The following is a 22,293-nucleotide window of genomic DNA, read 5'->3' as shown; positions in this document are numbered from 1 at the left end:
TCCTGGAAGTCCGTACCGTCCGCGGTGCTCAATTGCTCGCCGCCCAGCCCGCGTAGAAGATGCCGACGCCGACGATGGCGCACATGCCCTGGATGATCCAGAAGCGGACCACCACAAGGACTTCCGACCACCCCTTGAGTTCGAAGTGGTGCTGGAGCGGCGCCATCTTGAAGACGCGCTTACCGGTGAGCCGGAAGGAGCCGACCTGGATGACGACGGACATGGTGATCAGGACGAAGAGGCCGCCGAGGATGGCCAGCAGCAGCTCGGTGCGCGAGCAGATCGCCAGACCCGCGAGCGCGCCGCCCAGGGCGAGGGAGCCGGTGTCACCCATGAAGATCTTGGCGGGCGACGTGTTCCACCACAGGAAGCCGAAACAGGCGCCCATCAAGGCCGCCGCGACGACGGCGAGGTCGAGTGGATCTCGTACCTCGTAGCATCCGGGGCCCGCGGTGGCGATGTGGGCGCAGGATTCCTGGTACTCCCACACGCAGATGAAGACGTAGGCGCCGAAGACCATCACCGAGGCGCCGGTGGCCAGCCCGTCCAGACCGTCCGTCAGGTTCACGCCGTTGGACATCGCCAGGATCATGAACAGCGCCCAGACCACGAAGATGACCGGCGGCAGTGCCCAGCCGAAGTCCTGGGTGAAGGAGAGCTTGCTGGAGGCCGGGGTCAGCTTGCGCGCGTCCTCGAAGCTGAGCGCGAGGACCGCGAAGGCGATGCCGACGATGAGCTGGCCCGACATCTTCGCCTTGGCGCGCAGGCCGAGGCTGCGCTGCTTGACGATCTTGATGTAGTCGTCCAGGAAGCCGACCAGGCCCATGCCGGCGAACAGGAAGAGCACCAGGACGCCGGAGAAGGAGGGCGGCTCACCCGTGATCAGCTTGGTGAGCACATAGGCGAGCAGGGTCGCCAGGATGAAGGCGATACCGCCCATGGTGGGGGTGCCGCGCTTGCTGTGGTGGTTCTGCGGGCCGTCGTCGCGGATGAACTGGCCGTAGCCCCTGGACGCCAGCAGCTTGATCAGCAGCGGGGTCCCGATCAGGGACAGGAACAGTCCGATGACCCCGGAGATAAGGATCTGCCTCATCGGGCGGCGCCCCCGTCGCCGGAGTTCGCACTCTCGTCAAGGAGAGCGGCAGCCACCTTCTCCAGGCCGACCGAACGGGAAGCCTTCACCAGTACGACATCCCCCGCGCGCAGTTCCCCGCGCAACAGGTCGACGGCTGCCTCAGCGCCGGACACGTGCACCGACTCCTCACCCCACGAACCCTCGTTCTTGGCGCCCATGTCGAGCCAGGCGGCCTCCCGGCCACCGACCGCCACGAGCTTGCTGACGTTGAGCCGGACGGCGAGCCGCCCGATCGCGTCGTGCTCGGCGAACGTATCGTCGCCCAGCTCGGCCATCTTGCCCAGCACCGCCCAGGTCCGGCCCCCCCTGGCCTTCGCTGCCTCCCCCATGGTGGAGAGCGCACGCAGCGCGGCCCGCACGGAGTCGGGATTGGCGTTGTAGGCGTCATTGACGACCGTGACACCGTCGGCGCGCTCGGTGACCTCCATCCGCCAACGCGACAGCGTGCCGGCTGAGGAGAGCGCCTCGGCGATGTCCCCGGCGGGCATGCCGAGTTGGTGGGCGACGGCCGCCGCGGCGAGCGCGTTCGACACGTGGTGCTCACCGTACAGCCGCATGGTCACGTCACCGCACCCGGTAGGGGTGTGAAGGGAGAAAGCGGGGGTGCCGTGCTCCGTGAGTCGGACGTTTTCAGCGCGAACGTCCGCTTCGGGATCTTCGCCGAAGAGGAGGACGGCGGCGCTGGTGCGCGCCGCCATGGCGCGGACGTTCGGGTCGTCGGCGTTCAGCACCGCGACCCCGCCGTCCCGGGCCGCCGGCAGCGTCTCCACCATCTCGCCCTTGGCCTGGGCGATCTGCTCCCGGCCGCCGAACTCTCCTATGTGCGCGGTGCCCACGTTCAGCACCACGCCGATCCGCGGCGGCGTCAGCTCGGTGAGGTATCGGATGTGGCCGATGCCCCGGGCGCCCATCTCCAGCACGAGGTGCCGGGTGCTCTCGTCCGCGCGCAGCGCGGTCAGGGGCAGCCCGATCTCGTTGTTGAGGGAGCCCGGCGTCCAGACCGTCGGCCCCAGCCGCTCCAGGAGCTGGGCGATCAGGTCCTTGGTGCTCGTCTTGCCGCTGGAGCCGGTCAGCGCGATGACCTGGGTACCGAGCGCGTGGACGGAATGGCGGGCGAGGGCGCCGAGGGCGGTGGTGACGTCGTCCACGACGATCGCGGGGACGCCGACGGGCCGGGTGGCGAGCACGGCGACAGCGCCGGAGGCGACGGCGCCCTCGGCGAAGTCGTGGCCGTCGACGTGCTCACCGTCGAAGGCCGCGAAAAGCGTGCCGGGGCCTGCCTCCCGGGAGTCGATCACCACAGGCCCGGTGATCCGCGCTTCCGGGTCCGTTATGTCGTGTTGCCGTCCGCCGGTGATGGCGGCGATCTCTGCGAAGGAGAGGGGGATCATCGATTTTGGTTGTCTGTCCGGTCTGGTGTCTCGGCTGTCCCGGCCTTCTCGGCCGCGGCGGAGGTGCGGTCGTGCGGTGCGGAGGGTACGAGGGCGGCACGGTGTGCCGTGCGCTCCTGGATGGCCCTGCGCAGCACGTCCTTGTCGTCGAAGGGGCGGACCACGCCCGCGATGTCCTGGCCCTGCTCGTGGCCCTTGCCCAGCACCAGGAGGGAGTCGCCCGGCTGGGCGTGGGCCACGGCCGCGGCGATGGCGGCTGCCCTGTCCTCCTCGACCAGCACGGTGCCGCGCTCGTAGGCGGGAACCTCGGCGGCCCCGGCGAGCATCGTGGCGAGGATCGCGAGGGGGTCCTCGGAGCGGGGGTTGTCGGAGGTGAGGATCGCCGTGTCGGCGAGGCGGGCGAGGGCCGCGCCCATGGCGAGGCGCTTGTGCGGATCGCGGTCGCCGCCGCAGCCGAGCACCGCGTGCACCTGGCCCTCGGTGACCTTGCGGATCGCGTAGAGGACGGACTCCACGGCGTCGGGTTTGTGTGCGTAGTCCACGATCGCGAGGTAGTCCTGGTCCGCGTCCACCCGCTCCAGGCGCCCGGGGACGCCGGGCACGGCGCCGATGCCCTCAGCGGCGGTGTACGGGTCGATCCCGGCGGCGACCAGCGCGGTCAGCGCGGCGAGCGCGTTGGCCACGTTGAACGGCCCGGCCAGGGGCGCGCTCGCGGGCACGGACTGGCCCTGGGGCCCCACGGCGGTGAAGGTCGAGCCGAGCGGGCCGATCTCCACGTCCTGGGCGCGCCAGTCGGCGTCGGGGTGGCCCTCGGCGGAGAAGGAGGTGACGGGGAAGCCTTCGTCCCTCAGCTCGGTCAGCAGCCGGGAGCCGTACTCGTCGTCGACGTTGACCACTCCGGCGCGGGAGCGTGCCGTGGTGAACAGCTGCCGCTTGGCCTGGAAGTAGTCCTCCATGTCCGGGTGGAAGTCGAGGTGTTCGGGGCTGAGGTTGTTGAACACCGCGATGTCGAAGACGCAGCCGTCGACCCGGCCGAGGACCAGTGCGTGGCTGGAGACCTCCATGGCGACCGCGCGGACGCCGCGCTCGCGCATCACCGCGAACAGCGCCTGGAGGTCGGTGGCTTCGGGGGTGGTGCGCTCGGACTTGATGCGCTCGTCGCCGATCCGGGACTCGACAGTGCCGATCAGCCCGGTCAGCGCGTGGCCCGCCTGCCCGCCGCCATCCTCCAGCAGCCCCTTCTCCGCCGCCTTCCGCAGCCCGCCGTCGATGAGGTAGGCGGTCGTGGTCTTGCCGGAGGTACCGGTGATGCCGATCTGGAGCAGATCCTGGCCGGGCACCCCGTAGATCGCCGCGGCGAGTTCGCCCATCCGGCCGCGCGGGTCGGGCACCGTCAGCACCGGCAGGCCCGTGGCGGCGGCGCGCTCGGCGCCGCCCGGGTCGGTGAGGACGGCGACGGCGCCCAGGCTCTGGGCCTGCGCCACGAAGTCCGCGCCGTGCAGCCGGGCCCCCGGCAGCGCCGCGTAGATGTCGCCGGGGCGCACCGCGCGGGAGTCGTGGGTGATGCCGGTGGCGGACGCCTCGTCAGCGGCACCGCTCAGCAGGGCGCCGGGGTCGTCGGCATCCAGCCGTCGGGCCAGCTCCGCGAGCGGGACGGGCGTGACCCGCTCGGGGCGGGGCGGCCCAGGGTAGGACTCGGGGGAGGTCTGATCAGCTTGTGGCACGGCGGTGAGCGTACCGGGCGCGGCGCCCGGGTCGCGAAGCGAGGGGCGCGGCGGGCCCTGATCCGGCTGAGGGTTGTACCCGTTCTCAGTGATCGTTCTCACGTGGCGCACCGGTCAGCCGTTCCGCTTGTGCCCCGCGAGCACCGGGAGCCGTGCAGGGCCGGCCCCGGTCGGCGGGATCTGGAGGGTCTTGAGGGCGAACTTCATGACCTTCTTGTAGACCGGGCCGCACACGTCGCTGCCGAAGTAGCTGCCCTTCTTCGGGTTCTGGACGGCGCAGTAGACGGTGAGTCTGGGCTTGTCGGCGGGCGCGAACCCGGCGAAGGAGGAGGTGTAGCCGTGGTAGCGGCCGGTCTTCGGGTCCACCCGGTTGGCCGTACCCGTCTTCCCCGCGACGCGGTAGCCGGGGATCCTGGCGGTGGTACCGGTGCCCTCCATGTCGTCCACGACCGACTCCAGCATCCGCGAGAGGGTCTTGGCGGTCTTCTCGCTCACCACCCGGCGCTTGTCGGGCCGTTTGGCCGCGGTGTAGCGGCCGTCGGGCCCGGTGGTGCCGCGTACGAGCGTGGGAGCGATCCGTTCGCCGCCGTTGGCGATGGTGGAGTAGATGGAGGCGGCCTGTACGGCGTTGAGGGACAGGCCCTGGCCGAAGGGGATCGTGTACTGCTGGGAGGAGCCCCACTTGCCGGGCTTCTCCAGCAGGCCGTCGGTCTCACCGGGGAAGCCGAGTCCGGTGGGCCTGCCGATGCCGAAGTCGTGCATGTAGCCGTGGAGCACTTTGTTGGCCTCGCGCTGGGTGCGGCCGAGCTGCTCGGTGGCGAGGATGGTGCCGATGTTGCTGGACTTGGCCAGCACGCCGTTGAGCGTGAGGTGCCAGGTGGGGTGGTCGACGTCGTCGGCGAAGGAGCGGTCGGCGCGCTTGAGCCGGTTGGGCACGGTCACGGCGGTGCCGGGGGTTGCCTTCTTCTCCTCCAGCACAGCGGCCATGGACATGAGCTTGCTGGTGGAGCCGGGCTCGTAGGCGTCCTGGAGCGCCGCGTTGCCGAAGGAGTCCACCTTCGAGCGGGAGATGTCGTTCGGGTCGAAGCCGGGCGCACTGGCCATGCCGAGCAGCTGCCCGGTCCTGGTGTCCTGGACGATGACGTAGCCGCTGTCGGCGTGGGACTTGTTGATCTGCTCGGTGATCGTCTGCTGGGCCGACCACTGGATGTCCCGGTCGAGCGTCAGCTCTATGTCGGAGCCCGGCCTGGCCGCCTGTTCGCGCACGCCCGCCGTGGGGACCTGACGGCCGCCCGACTGGGCGTAGGTGATTTTGCCGTCCTCGCCCGAGAGATCCTTGTTGAGCAGGGCCTCGACGCCGGCTCCGCCCTTGCCCTCGGAGTTGACGAAGCCGAGGACGGAGGAGGCCAGCTCCTTGTTCGGGTAGACGCGCTTGGCGTGCTTCTCCTGGTAGATGCCCGCGAGCACGTTGGGCTTCCCGCCCTGGGGGTCGGCGGCTGCCTTCTCGGCCAGCTTGGCCTTGAGCTTCTTGATCTGGCGCCAGGTCTTGGGGGTCTGCTGGCGGGCGAGCAGCACATAGCGGGTGTCGCGTCGGGAGAGCTTTTCGGCCACCTCGGAGCGCTTCTTCCCGATGAGCGGCGCGAGGATCTTCGCCGCCTGCTCCGGGGCGTCCTTGATCTTGGTCTGCTTCGAGGTGAAGAGATAGGGGTCGGCCGTGATGTCGTAGGCGTCGACCGTGGCCGCCAGCGCCGAGCCGTCGCGCGCCGCGATGGTGCCGCGCTCGGCGGCCAGCGGGACGGTCATGTAGCGGTTGACGGCGGCCTTCTCGGCGTACGCGTCGGCATCGACCGCCTGCACCTGGAGCAGCCGCACCGTGAAGGCCAGTATGACGAGCGTGAGCCCGACCGCGACCAGCCGCAGCCGGGGGCGCGGGTTGGCCAGCCGCAGCGGGGCACCGCCACCGCCCTGCGGGGGCCTGGGGCCGCCGGTGCGGGAGGGTCCCGGACCGCGGGGTGCGCGGGAGGGTCCGGGCCTGGCGGGGCGGGGTACCCGGCGCGGGTCGCGGGAGCGCCCGGCCTCCTGGCCGCGCCCTCCCCCGCCTCCCTGGGCCTGGCCGCGCCCGGTGGGCAGCCGGCCGCCTCCGGGGTTCTTGCCCGCGCTCTTGCCGGTGCTCTGGCGGGCACCGCGGCCCGGCTCACGGGGACGCTCACTCACGGGCCCACCTGCTTGCTGTCGAGCTTGCCGCGGACGGTGCCGTCGGGGTTGAGGAAGACGGGGTTGCCGCCGGGCACCAGACCCATCCCGCGGGCACGTTTCTCCAGCTGGGCCGGGGCCGAGTAGCCGTCGACCTGCTGCTGGAGCTCTTGTTGCTGGTCCGTCAGCTCCTCGGTCTGCTTCTCCAGCCTGCTCAGCTTGAAGGATCCCTTGTTGAGCGAGGCGTTCAGCAGCAGCAGGCCCAGCAGGCCGGTGCCGAGCAGCAGGACCACCAGCAGGACGAAGGGGGTACGCGCAGCTGTCGAGTTCCCGGCGGGCACCAGCCTGGCCAGGCGCGCGAGGCGCTGCTGTGCGGCCATGTGGACTAGCTCGCCTCCCTGATGCGCTGGACCGCGCGGAGCCGGGCGGGGGCGGCACGGCGGTTCTCGGCGATCTCCTCGTCGGAGGGCAGCTCGGCGCCGCGCGTCAGCAGCCGCAGCCGGGGCTGGTACTGCTCGGGGACGACGGGCAGCCCCGGAGGCGCGGAGTTGGTGGAGCCGACCGCGAACACCTTCTTGACCAGCCGGTCCTCCAGCGAGTGGTAGGCGAGGACGGCCATCCTGCCGCTGACGGCGAGCGCGTCCAGCGCGCTGGGCAGCGCCCGCTCCAGGACGGCCAGCTCGCCGTTGACCTCGATGCGCAGCGCCTGGAAGGTGCGCTTGGCGGGGTTGCCCCCGGTGCGCTTGGCGGCCTGCGGCAGCGCGTCACGGATCAGGTCGCCTCGACGATCCGCTTGGCCTGCTTCTCCTCGCCGTAGGCGCGCAGGATGCGCACCAGCTCACCCGGTGCGTAGGTGTTGAGGACCTCGGCGGCGCTCGGGCCCGTCGTCTGGTCCATGCGCATGTCCAGCGGCGCGTCCTGCGCGTAGGCGAAGCCCCGTTCGGCCTCGTCGAGCTGGAGGGAGGAGACGCCGAGGTCGAAGAGGACGCCCTGGACGCGGGGGACGGCCAGGCGCTCCAGGACCTCGGGGAGTTCGTCGTAGACCGCGTGGACGAGCGTGGCGCGGTCGCCGTAGGGGGCCAGCCGCTCCCCCGCCAGCTCCAGGGCGGCCGGGTCGCGGTCCAGGCCGATGAGCCGCGCCGCGGGGAAGGTGGACAGCAGGGCCTCGCTGTGGCCGCCGAGGCCGAGGGTGCAGTCGACAACGGTGGCGCCGGGCTCGGCGAGGGCGGGTGCGAGCAGGTCCAGGGTGCGCCGGAGCATGACCGGGCTGTGGAGTTCGCCGATGGGCCGCTCGTTGGTGGTCATGTGCCCTCTCAGATCTGGCGGGCACTGGTGCACATGCTCCTTGGTCCCCGCCCGCTCGAAGGGGAGTGGCCCGCCTCCGCCACGATGTGGGCGTCGGAGGACCGGGAGCGGGAGGAGGCCGAGCCGCACGTGCGCGCCCGCGCACGCGAGGGGAATCGGGGGTCCTTGGGGAGAGTTCGCCTCCCACTTCGCGTCACTTTAGTCCACTCGTCCCCTCGGTCAACTACGGGACGAGGCGCGTCACGGCAGCGGCTGACATCCGGGTCACGGGGGTGATGTCCGCCGGATGGGGGAGGCTCGTGTGGCGCTTGTGGGTTACCTCACATCACTCCCCGCTGCCCGTTTTCGCCGGTCTCTGAGCAGGCCTTATTCATCTTGGGCGTCTAACGTCGTACTCATGTCGATATCCGCACCTCAGCCGAAGCCCGCCCCCTCCGGGAACGGCTCCCGTCCGGACCAGGACGGCTCTGCCACCACCGTCATCGATCAGCTCGTCGCGGCGAACCGGACCTACGCCGAGGAGTTCAGCGACCCCGGAATGGACGCCCGCCCCGTGCGGCGCGTCGCGATCGTCGCGTGCATGGACGCGCGCTTGGACCTGCACGAAGCGCTCGGCCTGGAGCTGGGTGACTGTCACACCATCCGCAACGCCGGAGGCGTCGTCACCGACGACATCATCCGCTCCCTCACCATCAGCCAGCGCGCCCTCGGCACCCGTTCCGTGGTGCTCATCCACCACAGCGGCTGCGGGCTGCTCAACCTCACCGAGGAATTCCGGCACGAGCTGGAACTGGAAGTGGGCCAGCGGCCGTCCTGGGCTGTCGAGTCCTTCAAGGATCTCGACCAGGATGTGCGCCAGTCGATGGAGCGCGTTCGGACCTCGCCGTTCCTCCCGCACAGGGACGATGTACGCGGCTTCGTCTTCGATGTGACGACGGGTCTGCTGCGCGAGATCGACCCGGCGTGACCCAGGGATGACCCCGGGAGAGTGACGAACGGCCCTGTCGCCGTGAAGAATGCGTGAGAGCGGCACAGCAGAACTCGCGAAAGCACTACAGCCGCAGCGGGTACACGTACAGCGGGGATGGGGCCGAGGAGGGCCGGTGACGACCTATGACGAGCGGGCGAACCTTAGCGAGCTGAGCACCACAGCGGGCGAGGTACGCCGCTCCATCGAGTCGGTGATCGAGGGGAAACCCGAGGCCGTCCGGCTCTCGCTCACCGTCCTTCTGGCGGAGGGCCACCTTCTGATCGAGGATGTGCCCGGCGTCGGCAAGACCATGCTCGCCAAGGCGCTGGCCCGGTCCATCGACTGCACGGTGCGGCGCATCCAGTTCACCCCCGACCTGCTGCCCTCCGACATCACCGGGGTCAGCGTCTACGACCAGCAGCGCAAGGACTTCGAGTTCAAGCCCGGCGCCGTCTTCGCGCAGATCGTGATCGGTGACGAGATCAACCGCGCGTCGCCCAAGACGCAGTCGGCGCTGCTGGAGTCCATGGAGGAGCGGCAGGTCACCATCGACGGGCAGACCTACGAGCTGCCCGACCCCTTCATGGTCGTCGCCACCCAGAACCCGGTGGAGATGGAGGGCACCTATCCGCTGCCCGAGGCCCAGCGGGACCGCTTCATGGCGCGGGTCTCCATCGGGTACCCCAGTCCGGCCGCCGAGCTGGAGATGCTCGATGTGCACGGCGGGGCCTCCCCGCTGGAGGACCTCCAGCCGGTGGCGCACGCCCACGAGATCGTCAAGCTGATCGACACGGTGCGCGGGGTGCATGTGTCCGACGCCGTGCGGCGGTACGCCGTCGAGCTGGTCACGGCCACCCGCTCCCACCCCGATCTGCGGCTGGGTGCCTCGCCGCGGGCGACGCTGCATCTGCTGCGGGCCTCGAAGGCGTCGGCCGCGCTGGCGGGCCGGGAGTTCGCGCTGCCGGACGATGTGCAGGCGCTGGCCGTGCCGGTGCTGGCGCACCGGCTGCTGCCCACCGCACAGGCCCAGTTGAACCGCCGTACGTCCGAGCAGGTCGTCGGGGAGATCGTCCAGCGCGTCCCCGTACCCGCCATGGGCCCGCCCCCGGCGGCCCCGGGCATGCCGGGTGCGCCGGGTGTGCCGGGCGGCTCGCCCAACCCGTACGCGCAGCCCGGCCACCCGGGGCAACCGGGGCAACCGCAGACCGGACAGCCCCGGGGCTACTGATGGCCTTCGGACCGGCACCCGCCGCACCGCCCGCACCGGGCGCGGGGCCGGGCACCGGACCCGGTGGCCCAGCGGGCCATCCCGGTCATCCCGCCCCTCCGGGCCAGGCCGGCCCGGGTGGCACCGGGGAGGAGAGCAGAGGCTCGCTGCGTACGGCGTTCGGCGGGCTGACCACGCGCGGCAGGTCCTTCCTGGCCGCCGGAGTGGCCGCCGCGATCTGCGCCTACGCGCTGGGCCAGGAGGAGCTGCTGCGGGTCGGGATGCTGCTGGCGGCCCTGCCGCTGGTGTGCGTCCTGGTGCTGCACCGCACCCGCTACCGGGTCGCGGGCTCCCGGCGGCTGTCGCCCTCGCGGGTTCCGGCCCGCTCGGAGGCCCGCGTCCACCTGCGGGTCGACAATGTCTCACGGCTGCCCACGGGGCTGCTCATGCTCCAGGACCGCGTCCCCTACGTGCTGGGGCCCCGCCCCCGCTTCGTGCTGGACAAGGTCGAGCCGGGCGGTCGCCGCGAGGTCTCCTACCGGGTGCGCTCCGATCTGCGCGGGCTCTATCCGCTCGGGCCGCTCCAGCTGCGGCTGACGGACCCGTTCGGCATGTGCGAGCTGACGCGCTCCTTCAGCACGTTCGACACGCTCACCGTCGTACCGCCAGTGGAGCCGCTGCCGCCCGCGCGGCTGTCGGGCGAGACGAGCGGCTACGGGGAGGGCCGGCAGCGCTCGCTGGCGCTGGCCGGTGACGACGATGTGATCCCGCGCGGCTACCGGCACGGCGACGACCTGCGCCGCGTCCACTGGCGTTCGACCGCGCGCTACGGCGAGCTGATGGTGCGCCGCGAGGAGCAGCCGCAGCAGGCCCGCTGCACCGTCCTGCTGGACACCCGCCACACCGGTTACGCGGGCTCGGGGCCCGACTCCGCGTTCGAGTGGGCGGTCGCCGGGGCCGCTTCGGTCTGTCTGCATCTGCTGGAGCGCGGTTACTCCGTACGGCTGCTGACCGACACCGGTGCCATGGTGCCGGGCCCCGAGAGCGGCGGCTTCCTCGCCGACACCTCGGACACCGCCGGACTGCTCCTCGACACGCTCGCCGTCGTCGGACACTCCGCCGAACCGAACCTGGCGGGCGCCTTCAACGCCCTGCGCGGCGGCACGGCGGGCACCGAGGGGCTGCTGGTGGCGTTCCTCGGCGCGCTCGACGAGGAACAGGCGGCCACGGTGGGCCGCATGCGGCAGCGCTCGCACCGCGCTGTGGCGTTTCAGTCGTCCTCGGCACCCGCCGTCGCGACGCAGCCCGGTCCGGAGGGCGCCGGCGAGGGCGTGGCGACGGGCGCGGGACAGCCTGGGCAGCCGGGGCAGGAGGCCGCGCTGCGCGCCCTGCGCGAGGCCGGGTGGACGGCGCTGCCGGGCGGGCCCGGCGTGCCGGTCTCCACGCTGTGGCGCGAGGCGGACAACACGACCGTGCGGGGTGGAGAGCGATGAGCGGAAGAGGAAGGCTCGCCTTCTGCGCGGCGCTGGCGACCATCGCCGCGGCCTGCGCGCTGCTGCCACTGGTGGACCCGGCCACCTGGCTGTTGCAGGCCGCACTGCTGGTGGCGGTGCAGACCGGGGTGGGCGCCGCGGCACGCCGGGTGCCCCTCCCCAGGCCGGTGACGACGCTGCTGCAGCTCCTCGTCTCGCTGCTGCTGCTCACCGTCGTCTTCGCCCGGGAGTCCGCGCCGGGCGGCTTCGTCCCGACCCCGGACGTCTTCCAGCACTTCGGGGCGCTGCTGACGCAGGGCACCCAGGATGTGAGCCGGTTCGCCATACCCGCGCCGGTCACCGACGGGATCCGGCTGATGCTGGTCGGCGGGGTGCTGGTGATCGGGCTGCTGGTCGACACGGTCGCGGTCACCTTCCGCAGCGCGGCCCCGGCCGGGCTGCCGCTGCTGGCGCTGTACTCGGTGGCCGCCGGGCTCTCCCAGGGCGGTGCGCGCTGGCTGTGGTTCCTGTGCGCGGCGGGCGGCTATCTGCTGCTCCTGCTGGCGGAAGGGCGCGAGCGGCTGTCGCAGTGGGGGCGCATGTTCGCCGACAAGTCCCGCCCCGGCTCGGCCCCGTACCAGCCCGGTGCCGTCGGCGGCCCCGCCGTCGCCCCCGTGCGTACGGGGCGGCGGATCGGCGCGCTGGCGCTGGGGATCTCGCTCGTGGTGCCCGCCCTCCTGCCCTCCCTCAGCGGCGGGCTGCTGGACGGGGCGGGCGGCAACGGCGGGCGCCGGGGCGAGGGCGGCGGGGGCACGGTCTCGGCCGTCAACCCGCTCGTCGCGCTCCAGGACAGCCTCAACCAGCCGGAGAACCGTACGGCCCTCACCTACAAGACGAACGTCGAGGACACCCAAGAGCTGTACATGCGCATCGTCGCGCTGGACAAGTTCGACGGCTCCGCGTGGAAGCCCTCCGAGCGCCGCATCGGCGAGATCCCGGACCCGATGCCGACGCCCGCGGGACTGGCGCCGGACGTGCGGACGACGAAGATCCGCAGCACCGTCCAGGCGAGCGACTGGTACGCGCAGGACTGGCTGCCCATGCCGTACCCCGCCGACAGGGTGCGCATCAACGGAAAGTGGCGCTTCGAGCCGGAGGGCCGCACCCTCGTCGGCTACCAGGGCCAGAACACGCGTGGCGCCCGCTACGACGTCGAGAGCCTGCTGGTCCGGCCGACCTCCGACCAGCTCCGGAACGCCCCCGCGCCGCCTGCCGACTTGAAGCGGGAGTACACCGAGGTCCCGGACTCGCTGCCGGACGTGGTGGACGCCACGGCCCGCAAGGTCACCAGCGGCGCCAAGGACAACTACGACCGCGCCGTGATGCTCCAGGAGTGGTTCACGGAAAAGGGCGGCTTCAGCTACGACACCCAGGTGCAGGCGGGCAGCGGTACGGCCGCGATCGCCAAGTTCCTGGAGACGAAGGAGGGGTTTTGCATCCACTTCTCCTTCGCCATGGCCTCGATGGCCCGCACCCTGGGCATCCCCGCCCGGGTCGCGGTGGGCTTCACCCCAGGGACCGCGCGCGGCGACGGGAAGATGGAGGTCGGGCTCCAGGACGCGCACGCCTGGCCCGAGCTGTACTTCGAGGGCGTGGGCTGGACCCGCTTCGAGCCCACCCCGACGCGGGGCACGACCCCCTCGTACGCCCAGCCCGACTCCCCCGACGCCGACCAGAACCCCGCCGAGCGGCTCCCCGACCGGGGCGAGAACGCCTCGCCCACACCGAGCCCCTCCCGGTCGGCCACCTGTACGGCCGAGGAGAAGCGTGCCGACCCCGGCTGCGGCGCCGCGGCGCCGGGCTCCGGCTCGGGGCAGGGGGGCGACGGGCCGCCCGTGGGCACGATCGCGGCGATCACAGCCGCAGCGTCGGTGGTGCTGGGGGTGCCCCTGTTGCCGATGCTGCTGCGGGTACGGAAGCGGTCCCGCCGGCTGCGGCCCCGCGCGCCGGACGATCCCGAGGCGGCGGTGGCGGGCGTGCTGGACGCCTGGCAGGAGCTGATCGACACCGGCTGGGACCACGGCGTCGTCCCCGAGGACTCGGCGACCCCGCGCAAGGCCGCCGAGCGGCTGGCCCGCATCGGTGAGCTGAAGCCGGACGCGGCCGAGGCCGCGCGGCGGCTCGCCCTCGCGGTCGAGCAGGTGCTGTACGCGCCGGAGCCGCGTGTCTCGACGGGCCTCGCCGAGGATGTCCTCCGCGTACGCGGCGGCCTTCGTGAGGCCGCACCGCGGGGGATCCGGCTGCGCGCGCTTCTCCTGCCGCCGTCGACGGCACGCCTCCTGTGGTCGGCGTCCCGGCGTCTCGCCGCCCTCCGGGCGAGGTGGCGCGGAGCCTGGAGACTCCGCTTCGCGAAGTGAGGGGCCGGCCCCTTTTCCCCCGCCGCGAGGGTGGGACGGTGCCCCTTCCTTTCCCGCCGCGAGGGCGGGGCGGTGCCCTCTTTCCCGCCGCGAGGGCGGGGCGGTGCCCTCTTTCCCGCCGCGACGGCGGGACGCGAAACGGCGCAGACCGGCGGTGCCGCACCGGCGCGCGCCGGTGCGGCACCGCCGAGCACGTAGCCGGTGGCTGAGCGCCGTCGCGGCGGGAAGAAGGGTGCCCCCGCAGCGAGGGCCCGAGCCCGCCGTCCCGGCGGGGAAAAGGGGCGTCCGGCACCGCCGAGCACGTAGCCGGCGGCCGAGCGCCGTCGCGGCGGGAAGGGGGGCCGAAGTCGTAGCCGGTGGCTGAGCGCCGTCGTGGCGGGGAGGGGGGCGACATGGGTGTGGCCCCCGGTTGGGGGCCACGGGTGGGGCTGTGGGGGTGCCGGAGCGCGCGGTCAGCCCTCGTCGCGGCGGCGTTGCCACCGCTCCTCGATGCGGTTCATCATCGACCGGCGGGCCCTGGGCTGCTGTCTGCCGGACTGCCGCTTGCCACTGCCTTCGGCACCCGGACCGCTCTGTGCCGCTTGGCCCTCGCCCTGCTGCTCGCCCGCTTTCGGGGCTTTCCGCCAGCTGGTCACCGCGAGCACAGCGCACCCGAGCATCACGAGGAAGCCCACCACGCTGATCCAGATCTGCTGAGCGACCATCCCGGCCATGAGGAGCGCGATACCCACCAGAAAGCCCGCGACCGCTTGATAGACCCGCCTGCGGGTGTACCGGCGCAGCTCACTTCCTTCGAGCGCTGTCGCGAACTTGGGATCTTCGGCGTACAGCGCTCGCTCCATCTGCTCGAGCATGCGCTGCTCGTGCTCAGAGAGCGGCACGGAGTCCTCCTACTCGTCGGTCGCGGGGGCGACCGGATGCGACCCTTAAAGGATAGGCAGGGAATCGCCCCCGTGAAACCCGCCCCTCTACGCCAATTCCTCCCACCAAGCCCGACATGCCGGACGGTGGCGCTGAGCGACGTGTTCCGTACATTCCCTCGCCGCCTTTCCGCCATGCCGGACGGTGTGCCTCGATCATACGGCGCGTAGCTGATGATCGGGCGGGCGAGAGCCAGCCGGGCGGCCCGTGACCGGGACGATCAGCCCTGGTGGGCCCCCGCGGCCCGGGGCGGGACCTCGGCGAGAACGTGGAGCTGGCCGGCGATCGACTGGAAGTCCGGCAGCTCGGCCGCGGCGGCCTCCAGCCTGGTGAGCGCCTCCTGTGCGTCCGTTCCGGTGTCCACCAGGGCGCCGGGGACCAGGTCGGCGAAGATCCGTACGCCGTGGACGGAGACGACCTCCAGGCCGGTGCCCGTGACCAGGGCCGTGAGCTGTTCGGGGGTGAAGCGGCGGGGCATCGGGTCGCTCTCGCCCCACCGGCCGTCGGCCGAGGTGAGGGCCTGGCGTGCTTCGGCGAAGTGTCCGGCCAGCGCCCGCGCGAGCACGGCTCCACCGAGCCCGGAGGCCAGGACGCTGAGCGTGCCGCCATCCGGGCGCAGGGCCGCGACCGCGTTGCGCACGCCCTCCGCCGGGTCGTCGACGTACTCCAGGACGCCGTGGCAGAGCACGGCGTCGTAGGCGCCGCGCTCCGCGACGTCGAAGAGGCCGTGGGCGTCGCCCTGCACGCCGCGCACCCGGTCGGCGACGCCGGCCTCCGCCGCGCGGCGCTCCAGCGCGAACAGGGCGTTGGGGCTGGGGTCGACGACGGTGACGCGGTGGCCGAGGCGGGCGACGGGCACGGCGAAGTTGCCGGTGCCGCCGCCGGTGTCGAGGACCTCCAGCTCGGTGCGGTCAGACAGCTTGACGCGCTGGTCGAGGGCTCCTCGCAGGACGTCCCAGACCACGGCGGTACGGAGGGTTGCGCTGGGGCGGGACATGCGGCTGCTCCTCGGCTCAGTGACGGGCACTCCCACCCTATTGCCTCGGGGCCCGCCCGGGCCGCCCGGTGGGCGCCCCGGCGCACGCCCCTGGACGGCCCCTGCGCACCGTCCCCGACCTGCGGGGTGTGCTCATCCCGCGCGGCGGTCGGGAGGCGGGTGCCGGGTGAGCTGCTCGTCGCCGGGGGCGACGCGCGGCTGCGGGAGCGCGGGCTGGGAGACGAGCATGCGCTCGACCAGGCGCAGGAACATCCCGGCGTCCCGGACCAGCCCGTCGGCCTCGTGCCAGCTCGCGGCGCCCTTGATGCCCGCTTCGGCGCGGGCTCTGCGCTGGGCTCCGGAGGCGAACAGCGCGCTCCACTCGGCCAGTTCGGGTGCGACCTCGGGCAGCACCTCCCAGGCGCTGCGGATGCCGGCGCGTCGGGTGCGGCGGGGCGGGGCGCCGCGCCTGCGGGCGGGCTCCAGCTCGGGTCTGCCGCGTACGGCGAGGACGGCGGCGGCGGTGCGCAGGGCCGCGAGGTGGGCCGTGGCATAGCGCTCGTTGGCGGTCTCCATGGCCTGCGCCTCGTCCAGGCCGTGCTGGGCCTGGGCGAGCAGGTCTAGCGCGGCGGGCGGTGCGGTGGCTCTGCGGAGCACCGGGTGGATGTCGGGCACCTGGTCGGTACGGCTCGCGGGCTGCGCTGTCGGCTGCGGGGGCGCCGGGTGCGCACCCCGAGAAGGTCGCATCACGTGAATCAACCTCCCGTCGGCGGTTGCCGGTTCAGAAGAATCGGCCGTATGTGCACATCGTGACGCATGCCACTGACAATCCGTGCTGACCTGCGCAAACACCGCACCTGACAGCTCCACGCCAGGGGCTGCTTGACCCAGGCGGCACGGCGTGCTGCATACTTTGAACTGACCGGTCAGTTCAAAGAAGGAGAGGCCCGTGACACAGGGTCGGGGAGCCGCCGTCTCGGCGGAGAACTTCGGACTTCAGGGGCCGCGCGGCCGGATCTTCGGCGGCGTCACCTTCGCCGCCGGGCCCGGCTCGCTCATCGCGCTGGCGGGGCCCTCCGGCTCCGGGCGCACCTGTCTGCTGCTCTCGCTCACCGGCCGGATGAAGGCGGACGAGGGCCATGCGAAGGTCGCCGGGCACCCGCTGCCCAAGCGCCTGTCGGCCGTGCGCCGCGTCAGCGCCCTGGGCCCCGTCCCCGGCGTCAACGACCTCGACCCCGCGCTGACCGTCACCGAGCAGCTGCGCGAACGCGTCCTGCTCCAGCGCCGGTTCGGCAACCCGGTGCGCTCCTTGCTGCGCCCGCGCGCCGAGCGCGCCGCCGCGAGCCGCGCCCGCCTGGAGGCCGCGCTGGAGGCGGCAGGCCTCGATCTGGACGCCCTGCCCAGGGGCGGGCGCACGCCGGTGCGGGAGCTGGAGCGCCCCGCCGGGCTGCGGCTCTCGCTGGCGCTCGCGCTGCTGGGCGAGCCGCGGCTGCTGGCCGTCGACGACCTGGATCTGAAGCTGTCGGAGGAGGAACGCGCCGCGGCCTGGGCGCGGTTGCGCTCGGTCGCGGACGCCGGGACGACGGTGCTGGCGGTGTGCAGCGAGCCGCCGCCCGACGATCTGGGCGCGGTGGTGGTCCGCACGGAGGCCGAGGCGCCGGGCGGTCAGGGCGCGGACGAGAGCGGGGGCGAAGGGGCCGGGCCCGGCGAGGACGGCCCGGAGGGCGCGAGTGGCCGGGACGACATGAACGGAAAGGGAGGGGCGGCCGATGCGCTCGCCGAAGCTAGCCGCGCTTGAGCTGAAGCGGTTCGGGAGGGGGCGGCTGCCGCGCGCCGCGATGGCCGCGATGCTGCTGCTGCCGCTGCTGTACGGGGCGCTGTACCTGTGGTCCTTCTGGGACCCCTACGACCGCCTGGACAAGGTTCCGGTCGCCCTGGTGAACAGCGACCAGGGCGCCACCGTCAAGGGCGAGAAGGTGGCGGCCGGCGACTCCATCGTGAAGGGGCTGCACGACAGCGACTCCTTCGACTGGCACGAGACGAGCGCGGCCGACGCGCGCAAGGGGGTCGAGGACGGGCGCTACTACCTGTCGCTGACCGTGCCCTCCGACTTCAGCAAGCGGGTCTCCTCCAGCTCCGGCGACTCTCCCGAGACCGGCGCGCTGAAGGTGCGGGCCAACGACGCCAACAACTACATCGTCGGGCAGATATCCCGCAGCGTCTTCTCCGAGGTGCGCGCCGCCGCCTCCAGCAAGGTCTCGCGCGGCTTCTACGACAAGATCTACATGTCCTTCTCGACGCTGCACGGCAAGACGGCCAAGGCCGCGAAGGGCGCCGACGACCTGGGCGACGGCATCGGCAAGGCCGAGAAGGGTGCCGGCAAGCTGAAGAGCGGCCTCGGCGACGCGGAGGACGGCAGCGGCAGCCTCAAGAGCGGCACGGCCCGGCTGCACAAGGGCGCGGGCTCCCTCAAGAAGGGCTCGGGCAAGGTCGCCAAGGGCACCCAGAAGCTGGCCGACAAGGTCAACGGCGCCGCCAATGACGTCCGGCCCTTCCTCAAGGAGCACAGCGGCGAGATCGGCAAGGCCGCACGTGGTGTCGCCCGAACGAGCAAGACGCTCAAGGAGAACCTGGACAAGCTGCCCGGAGCGGCCCGGCGGGCGCAGACCGACTCGCGGGAGGCGGCCGACACCCTCTCGACGCTGTACGAGGCACGCTGCGGCAAGGGCGCACCGTCCAAGGGCGCCCCGACGGCCCCGGCCGCCTCACCCGGCGCGCCCTCGCCCGGCTCGTCCGCTCCGGGCGCCGGGACCGGCGCCGCTCCCGGCCAGGCGTCCTCGGCCAAGCCCCGGCCGCCCGCCAAACCCGGCCCCGACAGCTCCTGCGCCGACCTGAAGAAGGCGGTCGACGCGGCCGAGCGGTCCGCCGGCGTGGCCGATGACGTGAACGGCTTCGTCAAGAACCGCAAGAACCTCGCCGAGCTGGGCGGCCATCTCGACGACCTCGACAAGAAGGCGACCCTCCTCGCCCGGCGTGCCCCGCACCTCCAGCAGGACATGGACAAGGCGGTGCACCAGATCAACACCCTCAACAAGGGCGCCCACCAGGTCTCCAAGGGCGCGGGCACCCTCCACTCCGGGCTCGGCACCGCCAAGAGCGGGGCCGCCGAACTCGACACCGGCCTGGGCAAACTCACCGACGGCGCCGGCTCGCTGAAGGGCGGCATGGTCAAACTCGCCGACGGCTCGGGCAAGCTGGCCGGGGGGCTGCACGACGGGGCCGGGCAGATCCCCGACTACGGCAAGAAGGAGCGCTCCGACCGCACCGGCGTCATGGCCGACCCGGTGGGACTCAACTCCGGCAAGGCCCACACCGCGCCCAACTACGGCACCGGATTCGCCCCGTACTTCATCCCGCTCTCACTCTGGGTCGGCGCGATGATCGCGTACATGCTGCTCCAGCCGCTCAACAAGCGGGCGCTGGCGGCCGGTGCGCCGTCCTGGCGGATCGCGCTGGCGGGCTGGCTGCCGGTGGCCGCGATCGGGGTCGCCCAGGTGGCCGCGCTGATGAGCGTGCTGCACTGGGGGCTGGGCCTGGAGATGGCGCGCGGTGCGGGCACGGTGGGCTTCCTGCTGCTGGTCACGGCGTGCTTCACCAGCATCGTGCAGTTCCTCAACGCCCGCTTCGGGCCCGCCGGGCGGATCCTCGTACTGGCGATGCTGATGCTCCAGCTGACCTCGGCCGGCGGCACCTACCCGATCCAGACCAGCCCCGGGTTCTTCAACGCGCTGCACCCGTTCTTGCCGATGAGCTACGTCGTGGAAGGGCTGCGGCACCTGATCACCGGCGGGGAGCTGTGGCCGGTGTGGCGGGCGTGCGCGGTGCTGTCCGCCTTCACGGTGGGCGCCCTGGCGCTGACCGCGGTCACCGCGCGCCGTAAGCAGGTGTGGACGCTGGACCGGCTGCGCCCGGAGATCTCGTTGTGAGGCGTACGGACAACTCGTTGTCGGGAGACCCATGATCCGAGTGGAGAATGACCGCATGACGAGTGCCCGTACTCCTTCACGCAGCCGCAGTGCCACCCGGGACAAGCTCTTCCAGGCGGCCGTCACCCTCATCGCCGAGCAGGGCTTCTCCTCCACGACGGTGGAGGAGATCGCCGAGCGCGCGGGGGTCGCGAAGGGCACGGTCTACTACAACTTCGCCAGCAAGACCGAGCTGTTCGAGGAGCTGCTGCGGCACGGCGTCGAACTGCTCACCGCCGACCTGCGGGAGGCCGCCGTCCGGACCGCCGGGAACGACGGCACCAGGGTGGACGCGCTGGACGCGATGATCCGCGCCGGGCTGCTGTTCATCGACCGCTACCCCGCCTTCACCCAGCTGTACGTCGCGGAGCTGTGGCGTACCAACCGCGCCTGGAACGACACCTTGATGGTGGTGCGCAAGCAGGCCGTCGCCGTGGTGGAGGACGTGCTGCGCGCGGGTGTGGCCGAGGGCGAGCTGAGCGAGGACATCGACATCCAGCTCACGGCGGCGGCGCTGGTGGGGATGGTGCTGGTGGCGGCGCTGGACTGGAAGGCGTTCCAGCCCGAGCGCTCGCTGGAGGACGTGCACGGCGCACTGTCCCTGCTGTTGCAGGGGCGGGTGGGGGGCCGGGGCCGGTCCCGGTGACCCACGGCCACCGCGCGGCGGCGTGGGGTCCGCCGCGCGTGGCCGCGAAGCGGCCTGGTCTACCGGAACCGGCCGTCCTGCCCCCCTTGTCCCCCGGTCGTGCCGTGGACCCCGGGCACGCACCCGGGCTCCCGGCTCGTTCCCCCGGATCCCCCTGTTCCGGAAGGGTCGTCAGCACCGCTCCGCAGCCCCGTGCCGGCGGTATCGGTGCCGCGCCCCTTCCGTGCCGACAACTCTGCCGTCCGCGCAGGTCGGGGCCCATCCGTGCGGCTACTCAACCGGGGGCCTGAGTAGCTGTACCTAGCAGTAGGCCCCCGTACGGAGCACGCCGTCCGCGCCGCACACCGGGCGCTGACCCGGCCGGTGCTCCGGCCGGTGCTCCGTGCACTGCCCCGGCCGGTGATCCGGAGGGTGACCGCCGCTCGCTAGAGTCGCTCCTCATGGCACGTATCGCGGTGATCGGCGCGGGAATGGGCGCGATGGCGGCGGCTGCGCGACTGGCTGTGGCCGGGCACGAGGTCGTCGTCCACGAGCGCACGGACACCTATGGAGGCGCCCTACGGCGCTATGAGCGGGAGGGCTTCGCCTTCGACACGGGGCCGGGGCTGCTGCACCTGCCCGCCGTCCACCGAGACCTGTTCGTCAAGACCGGCCGCGAACGGCTGGAGGACAGCGTGGAGTTGACGGAGGTCCCGGTCACCGCGCACCACATCTTCCCCGAGGGCGGCTTCCCCGGCCCCGACTTCCCCAGCGGCTCCGTCACGCTGCCGAACGCCTCGCGCGGCAAGGTCGTCGACGCGCTGGACGAGGCGCTCGGCGCAGGTGCGGGCGAGCGGTGGGCCGGGGTGCTGACCAGGGGGCGGGAGGCGTGGGAGGCCGTACGCCGGCCGCTGCTGGAGGAGCCTTTGCGCGAGGAGCCCGCCTCGCGGGCGGCGCTCTCGCGCGACGGCGCCTATCCGGCGCTCCGCAGGAAGGGCCTGCTGCGGCGGCGTCCGCCGACGCTCGCCGAGGTGGCGGCCGACGAGCTGCGCGACCCGCGGCTGGCGGCCGTGCTGGGCTCCTACGCCTGGGCACACGGACTGGATCCGGCCCGGACCCCGGCGGAGGCCGCCGTGCTGGCCTACATCGAGGACACCTTCGGCACCTGGTACGTACGCGGCGGCATGCGCGCGCTGGCCGACGCGCTCCACGAGCGGTGCCGCCGGCGCCGGGTCACCTTCCGCTTCGGCAGCGGCGTGGCCCGGGTGCGCGAGAAGGACGGGCGGGCCGTCGGCCTGGAGCTGGACGACGGGGAGAGCGTCGAGGCGGACGCGGTGGTCGCGGGCGGCGGGCCCGTGGCGCGCCAGGGCGCGGCGGAGGGGAGCACTCCGGGGATGGCCCGGCTCACCGTGCTGCTGGCGCTGCGCGGCGCGCGCCCCGAGGGCACCCCGCACCGCACGGTCGTGCACAGCGCGCACGGCGCAGCCCGGCCGCTGACCGTACTGCGGCCCGACGACCCCACGCTGCGGCCGGAGGGCGCGTACGAATCGGCCGTGCTGTCCTTCCCGGTGCCGGTGGGCTCGGTGCGCTCCGAGGAGGAGGCCCGGCGGCTCGCGGAAGAGCTGCTGGCCTCGGCCGACGAGGCCGGGCTGGGGCTGAGCGGGCGCCTGCTGTGGCACGAGGTGCGCACGCCCGCCGACAACGAGGCGGAGACCGGTGCGCCCGGCGGACTGGTGCCCCCGCCGTCGCTACCGGGCGCGGGCGGCGCGTTCCTGCGCCCCGCCAACCGGACGGCGCTGGAGGGCCTTTACGCGGTGGGCGGCTGGTCCCATCCCGGCGGCGGGCTGCCCGCCGCGGGGATGACCGGCGCGATGGCCGCCGGGCTCTTCCAGGACCCCGACTGGCGCGGCTCAAGCTGAGGTTGCGGGGGTT

16 protein-coding genes and 1 pseudogene are annotated in these 22,293 nt (G+C 72.8%); 8 read left to right on the top strand and 9 right to left on the bottom strand.

Annotated features, from left to right (window positions below):
- Nucleotides 1-28: 28 nt before the first annotated feature.
- The 6 genes and pseudogenes from mraY to rsmH all read right to left on the bottom strand — a co-directional run bounded on the left by mraY (nt 29) and on the right by rsmH (nt 7,748).
- Nucleotides 29-1,093, bottom strand: coding sequence for a phospho-N-acetylmuramoyl-pentapeptide-transferase (gene mraY, locus OHB04_RS31140; RefSeq protein ID WP_326690959.1), 1,065 nt, complete (start codon nt 1,091-1,093; stop codon nt 29-31).
- Nucleotides 1,090-2,526, bottom strand: a complete 1,437-nt coding sequence (locus OHB04_RS31135) for a UDP-N-acetylmuramoyl-tripeptide--D-alanyl-D-alanine ligase (protein WP_326690958.1) — start codon at nt 2,524-2,526, stop codon at nt 1,090-1,092. The genes mraY and OHB04_RS31135 overlap by 4 nt, the downstream gene beginning before the upstream one ends.
- Nucleotides 2,523-4,352: a UDP-N-acetylmuramoyl-L-alanyl-D-glutamate--2,6-diaminopimelate ligase gene (locus OHB04_RS31130; protein ID WP_442814994.1), complete on the bottom strand. Its 1,830-nt coding sequence runs from the start codon at nt 4,350-4,352 to the stop codon at nt 2,523-2,525. Before OHB04_RS31130 ends, OHB04_RS31135 begins: the two co-directional genes overlap by 4 nt.
- Nucleotides 4,353-4,364: 12 nt before the next feature.
- On the bottom strand, nt 4,365-6,380 hold the full coding sequence (locus OHB04_RS31125) for a peptidoglycan D,D-transpeptidase FtsI family protein (RefSeq protein WP_405807300.1): 2,016 nt from the start codon (nt 6,378-6,380) through the stop codon (nt 4,365-4,367).
- An 80-nt stretch (nt 6,381-6,460) separates the two neighbouring features.
- On the bottom strand, nt 6,461-6,823 hold the full coding sequence (locus OHB04_RS31120; protein ID WP_326690955.1) for a septum formation initiator family protein: 363 nt from the start codon (nt 6,821-6,823) through the stop codon (nt 6,461-6,463).
- 5 nt (nt 6,824-6,828) lie between these two features.
- A pseudogene (gene rsmH / locus OHB04_RS31115) lies at nt 6,829-7,748 on the bottom strand (16S rRNA (cytosine(1402)-N(4))-methyltransferase RsmH).
- 397 nt (nt 7,749-8,145) lie between these two features.
- Between rsmH and OHB04_RS31110 the strand changes: the two are divergent.
- From OHB04_RS31110 to OHB04_RS31095, 4 genes are all read left to right on the top strand, one after another.
- Complete coding sequence (locus OHB04_RS31110) at nt 8,146-8,715, top strand: beta-class carbonic anhydrase (protein WP_326690953.1); 570 nt, start codon at nt 8,146-8,148, stop codon at nt 8,713-8,715.
- Nucleotides 8,716-8,851: 136 nt separating this feature from the next.
- Nucleotides 8,852-9,946: an AAA family ATPase gene (locus tag OHB04_RS31105; protein WP_326808759.1), complete on the top strand. Its 1,095-nt coding sequence runs from the start codon at nt 8,852-8,854 to the stop codon at nt 9,944-9,946.
- Nucleotides 9,946-11,418, top strand: a complete 1,473-nt coding sequence (locus OHB04_RS31100) for a DUF58 domain-containing protein (protein WP_326690951.1) — start codon at nt 9,946-9,948, stop codon at nt 11,416-11,418. Before OHB04_RS31105 ends, OHB04_RS31100 begins: the two co-directional genes overlap by 1 nt.
- Nucleotides 11,415-13,814, top strand: coding sequence for a transglutaminase family protein (locus OHB04_RS31095; RefSeq protein ID WP_326808758.1), 2,400 nt, complete (start codon nt 11,415-11,417; stop codon nt 13,812-13,814). Before OHB04_RS31100 ends, OHB04_RS31095 begins: the two co-directional genes overlap by 4 nt.
- Before the next feature lie 452 nt (nt 13,815-14,266).
- Here the strand turns inward: OHB04_RS31095 and OHB04_RS31090 are convergent, their stop codons facing one another.
- From OHB04_RS31090 to OHB04_RS31080, 3 genes are all read right to left on the bottom strand, one after another.
- Complete coding sequence (locus tag OHB04_RS31090; RefSeq protein WP_326690949.1) at nt 14,267-14,695, bottom strand: DUF3040 domain-containing protein; 429 nt, start codon at nt 14,693-14,695, stop codon at nt 14,267-14,269.
- Between the two features lie 260 nt (nt 14,696-14,955).
- Nucleotides 14,956-15,732, bottom strand: a complete 777-nt coding sequence (locus OHB04_RS31085; protein WP_326690948.1) for a methyltransferase — start codon at nt 15,730-15,732, stop codon at nt 14,956-14,958.
- Nucleotides 15,733-15,864: 132 nt separating this feature from the next.
- A complete protein-coding gene (locus tag OHB04_RS31080) occupies nt 15,865-16,458 on the bottom strand; it encodes an SAV_6107 family HEPN domain-containing protein (RefSeq protein WP_326808757.1) in 594 nt (197 codons plus the stop codon).
- Nucleotides 16,459-16,660: 202 nt separating this feature from the next.
- On the opposite strand from OHB04_RS31080, the gene OHB04_RS31075 reads away from it, so the two are divergent.
- The 4 genes from OHB04_RS31075 to OHB04_RS31060 all read left to right on the top strand — a co-directional run bounded on the left by OHB04_RS31075 (nt 16,661) and on the right by OHB04_RS31060 (nt 22,280).
- Nucleotides 16,661-17,509: an ATP-binding cassette domain-containing protein gene (locus OHB04_RS31075; protein WP_326690946.1), complete on the top strand. Its 849-nt coding sequence runs from the start codon at nt 16,661-16,663 to the stop codon at nt 17,507-17,509.
- Nucleotides 17,481-19,697 (top strand): YhgE/Pip domain-containing protein, encoded by a 2,217-nt coding sequence (locus tag OHB04_RS31070; RefSeq protein WP_326690945.1) that lies wholly within the window; start codon nt 17,481-17,483, stop codon nt 19,695-19,697. The genes OHB04_RS31075 and OHB04_RS31070 overlap by 29 nt, the downstream gene beginning before the upstream one ends.
- A 55-nt stretch (nt 19,698-19,752) precedes the next feature.
- Nucleotides 19,753-20,382, top strand: coding sequence for a TetR/AcrR family transcriptional regulator (locus tag OHB04_RS31065; RefSeq protein WP_326690944.1), 630 nt, complete (start codon nt 19,753-19,755; stop codon nt 20,380-20,382).
- Between the two features lie 440 nt (nt 20,383-20,822).
- A complete protein-coding gene (locus OHB04_RS31060; protein WP_326808756.1) occupies nt 20,823-22,280 on the top strand; it encodes a phytoene desaturase family protein in 1,458 nt (485 codons plus the stop codon).
- The last annotated feature ends 13 nt before the right edge of the window (nt 22,281-22,293 follow it).

This window comes from Streptomyces sp. NBC_01775 (assembly GCF_035917675.1).
Lineage (GTDB): Bacteria > Actinomycetota > Actinomycetes > Streptomycetales > Streptomycetaceae > Streptomyces.
This window is presented reverse-complemented; position numbering and strand designations above follow the sequence as displayed.

Bases quoted from the DNA above. Each gene is read 5' to 3' on its own strand.
- mraY (WP_326690959.1), bottom strand. From the start codon at position 1,093: ATGAGGCAGATCCTTATCTCCGGGGTCATCGGACTGTTCCTGTCCCTG.
- OHB04_RS31135 (WP_326690958.1), bottom strand. From the start codon at position 2,526: ATGATCCCCCTCTCCTTCGCAGAGATCGCCGCCATCACCGGCGGACGG.
- OHB04_RS31120 (WP_326690955.1), bottom strand. From the start codon at position 6,823: ATGGCCGCACAGCAGCGCCTCGCGCGCCTGGCCAGGCTGGTGCCCGCC.
- OHB04_RS31110 (WP_326690953.1), top strand. From the start codon at position 8,146: ATGTCGATATCCGCACCTCAGCCGAAGCCCGCCCCCTCCGGGAACGGC.
- OHB04_RS31100 (WP_326690951.1), top strand. From the start codon at position 9,946: ATGGCCTTCGGACCGGCACCCGCCGCACCGCCCGCACCGGGCGCGGGG.
- OHB04_RS31095 (WP_326808758.1), top strand. From the start codon at position 11,415: ATGAGCGGAAGAGGAAGGCTCGCCTTCTGCGCGGCGCTGGCGACCATC.
- OHB04_RS31085 (WP_326690948.1), bottom strand. From the start codon at position 15,732: ATGTCCCGCCCCAGCGCAACCCTCCGTACCGCCGTGGTCTGGGACGTC.
- OHB04_RS31080 (WP_326808757.1), bottom strand. From the start codon at position 16,458: ATGCGACCTTCTCGGGGTGCGCACCCGGCGCCCCCGCAGCCGACAGCG.
- OHB04_RS31070 (WP_326690945.1), top strand. From the start codon at position 17,481: ATGCGCTCGCCGAAGCTAGCCGCGCTTGAGCTGAAGCGGTTCGGGAGG.
- OHB04_RS31065 (WP_326690944.1), top strand. From the start codon at position 19,753: ATGACGAGTGCCCGTACTCCTTCACGCAGCCGCAGTGCCACCCGGGAC.
- OHB04_RS31060 (WP_326808756.1), top strand. From the start codon at position 20,823: ATGGCACGTATCGCGGTGATCGGCGCGGGAATGGGCGCGATGGCGGCG.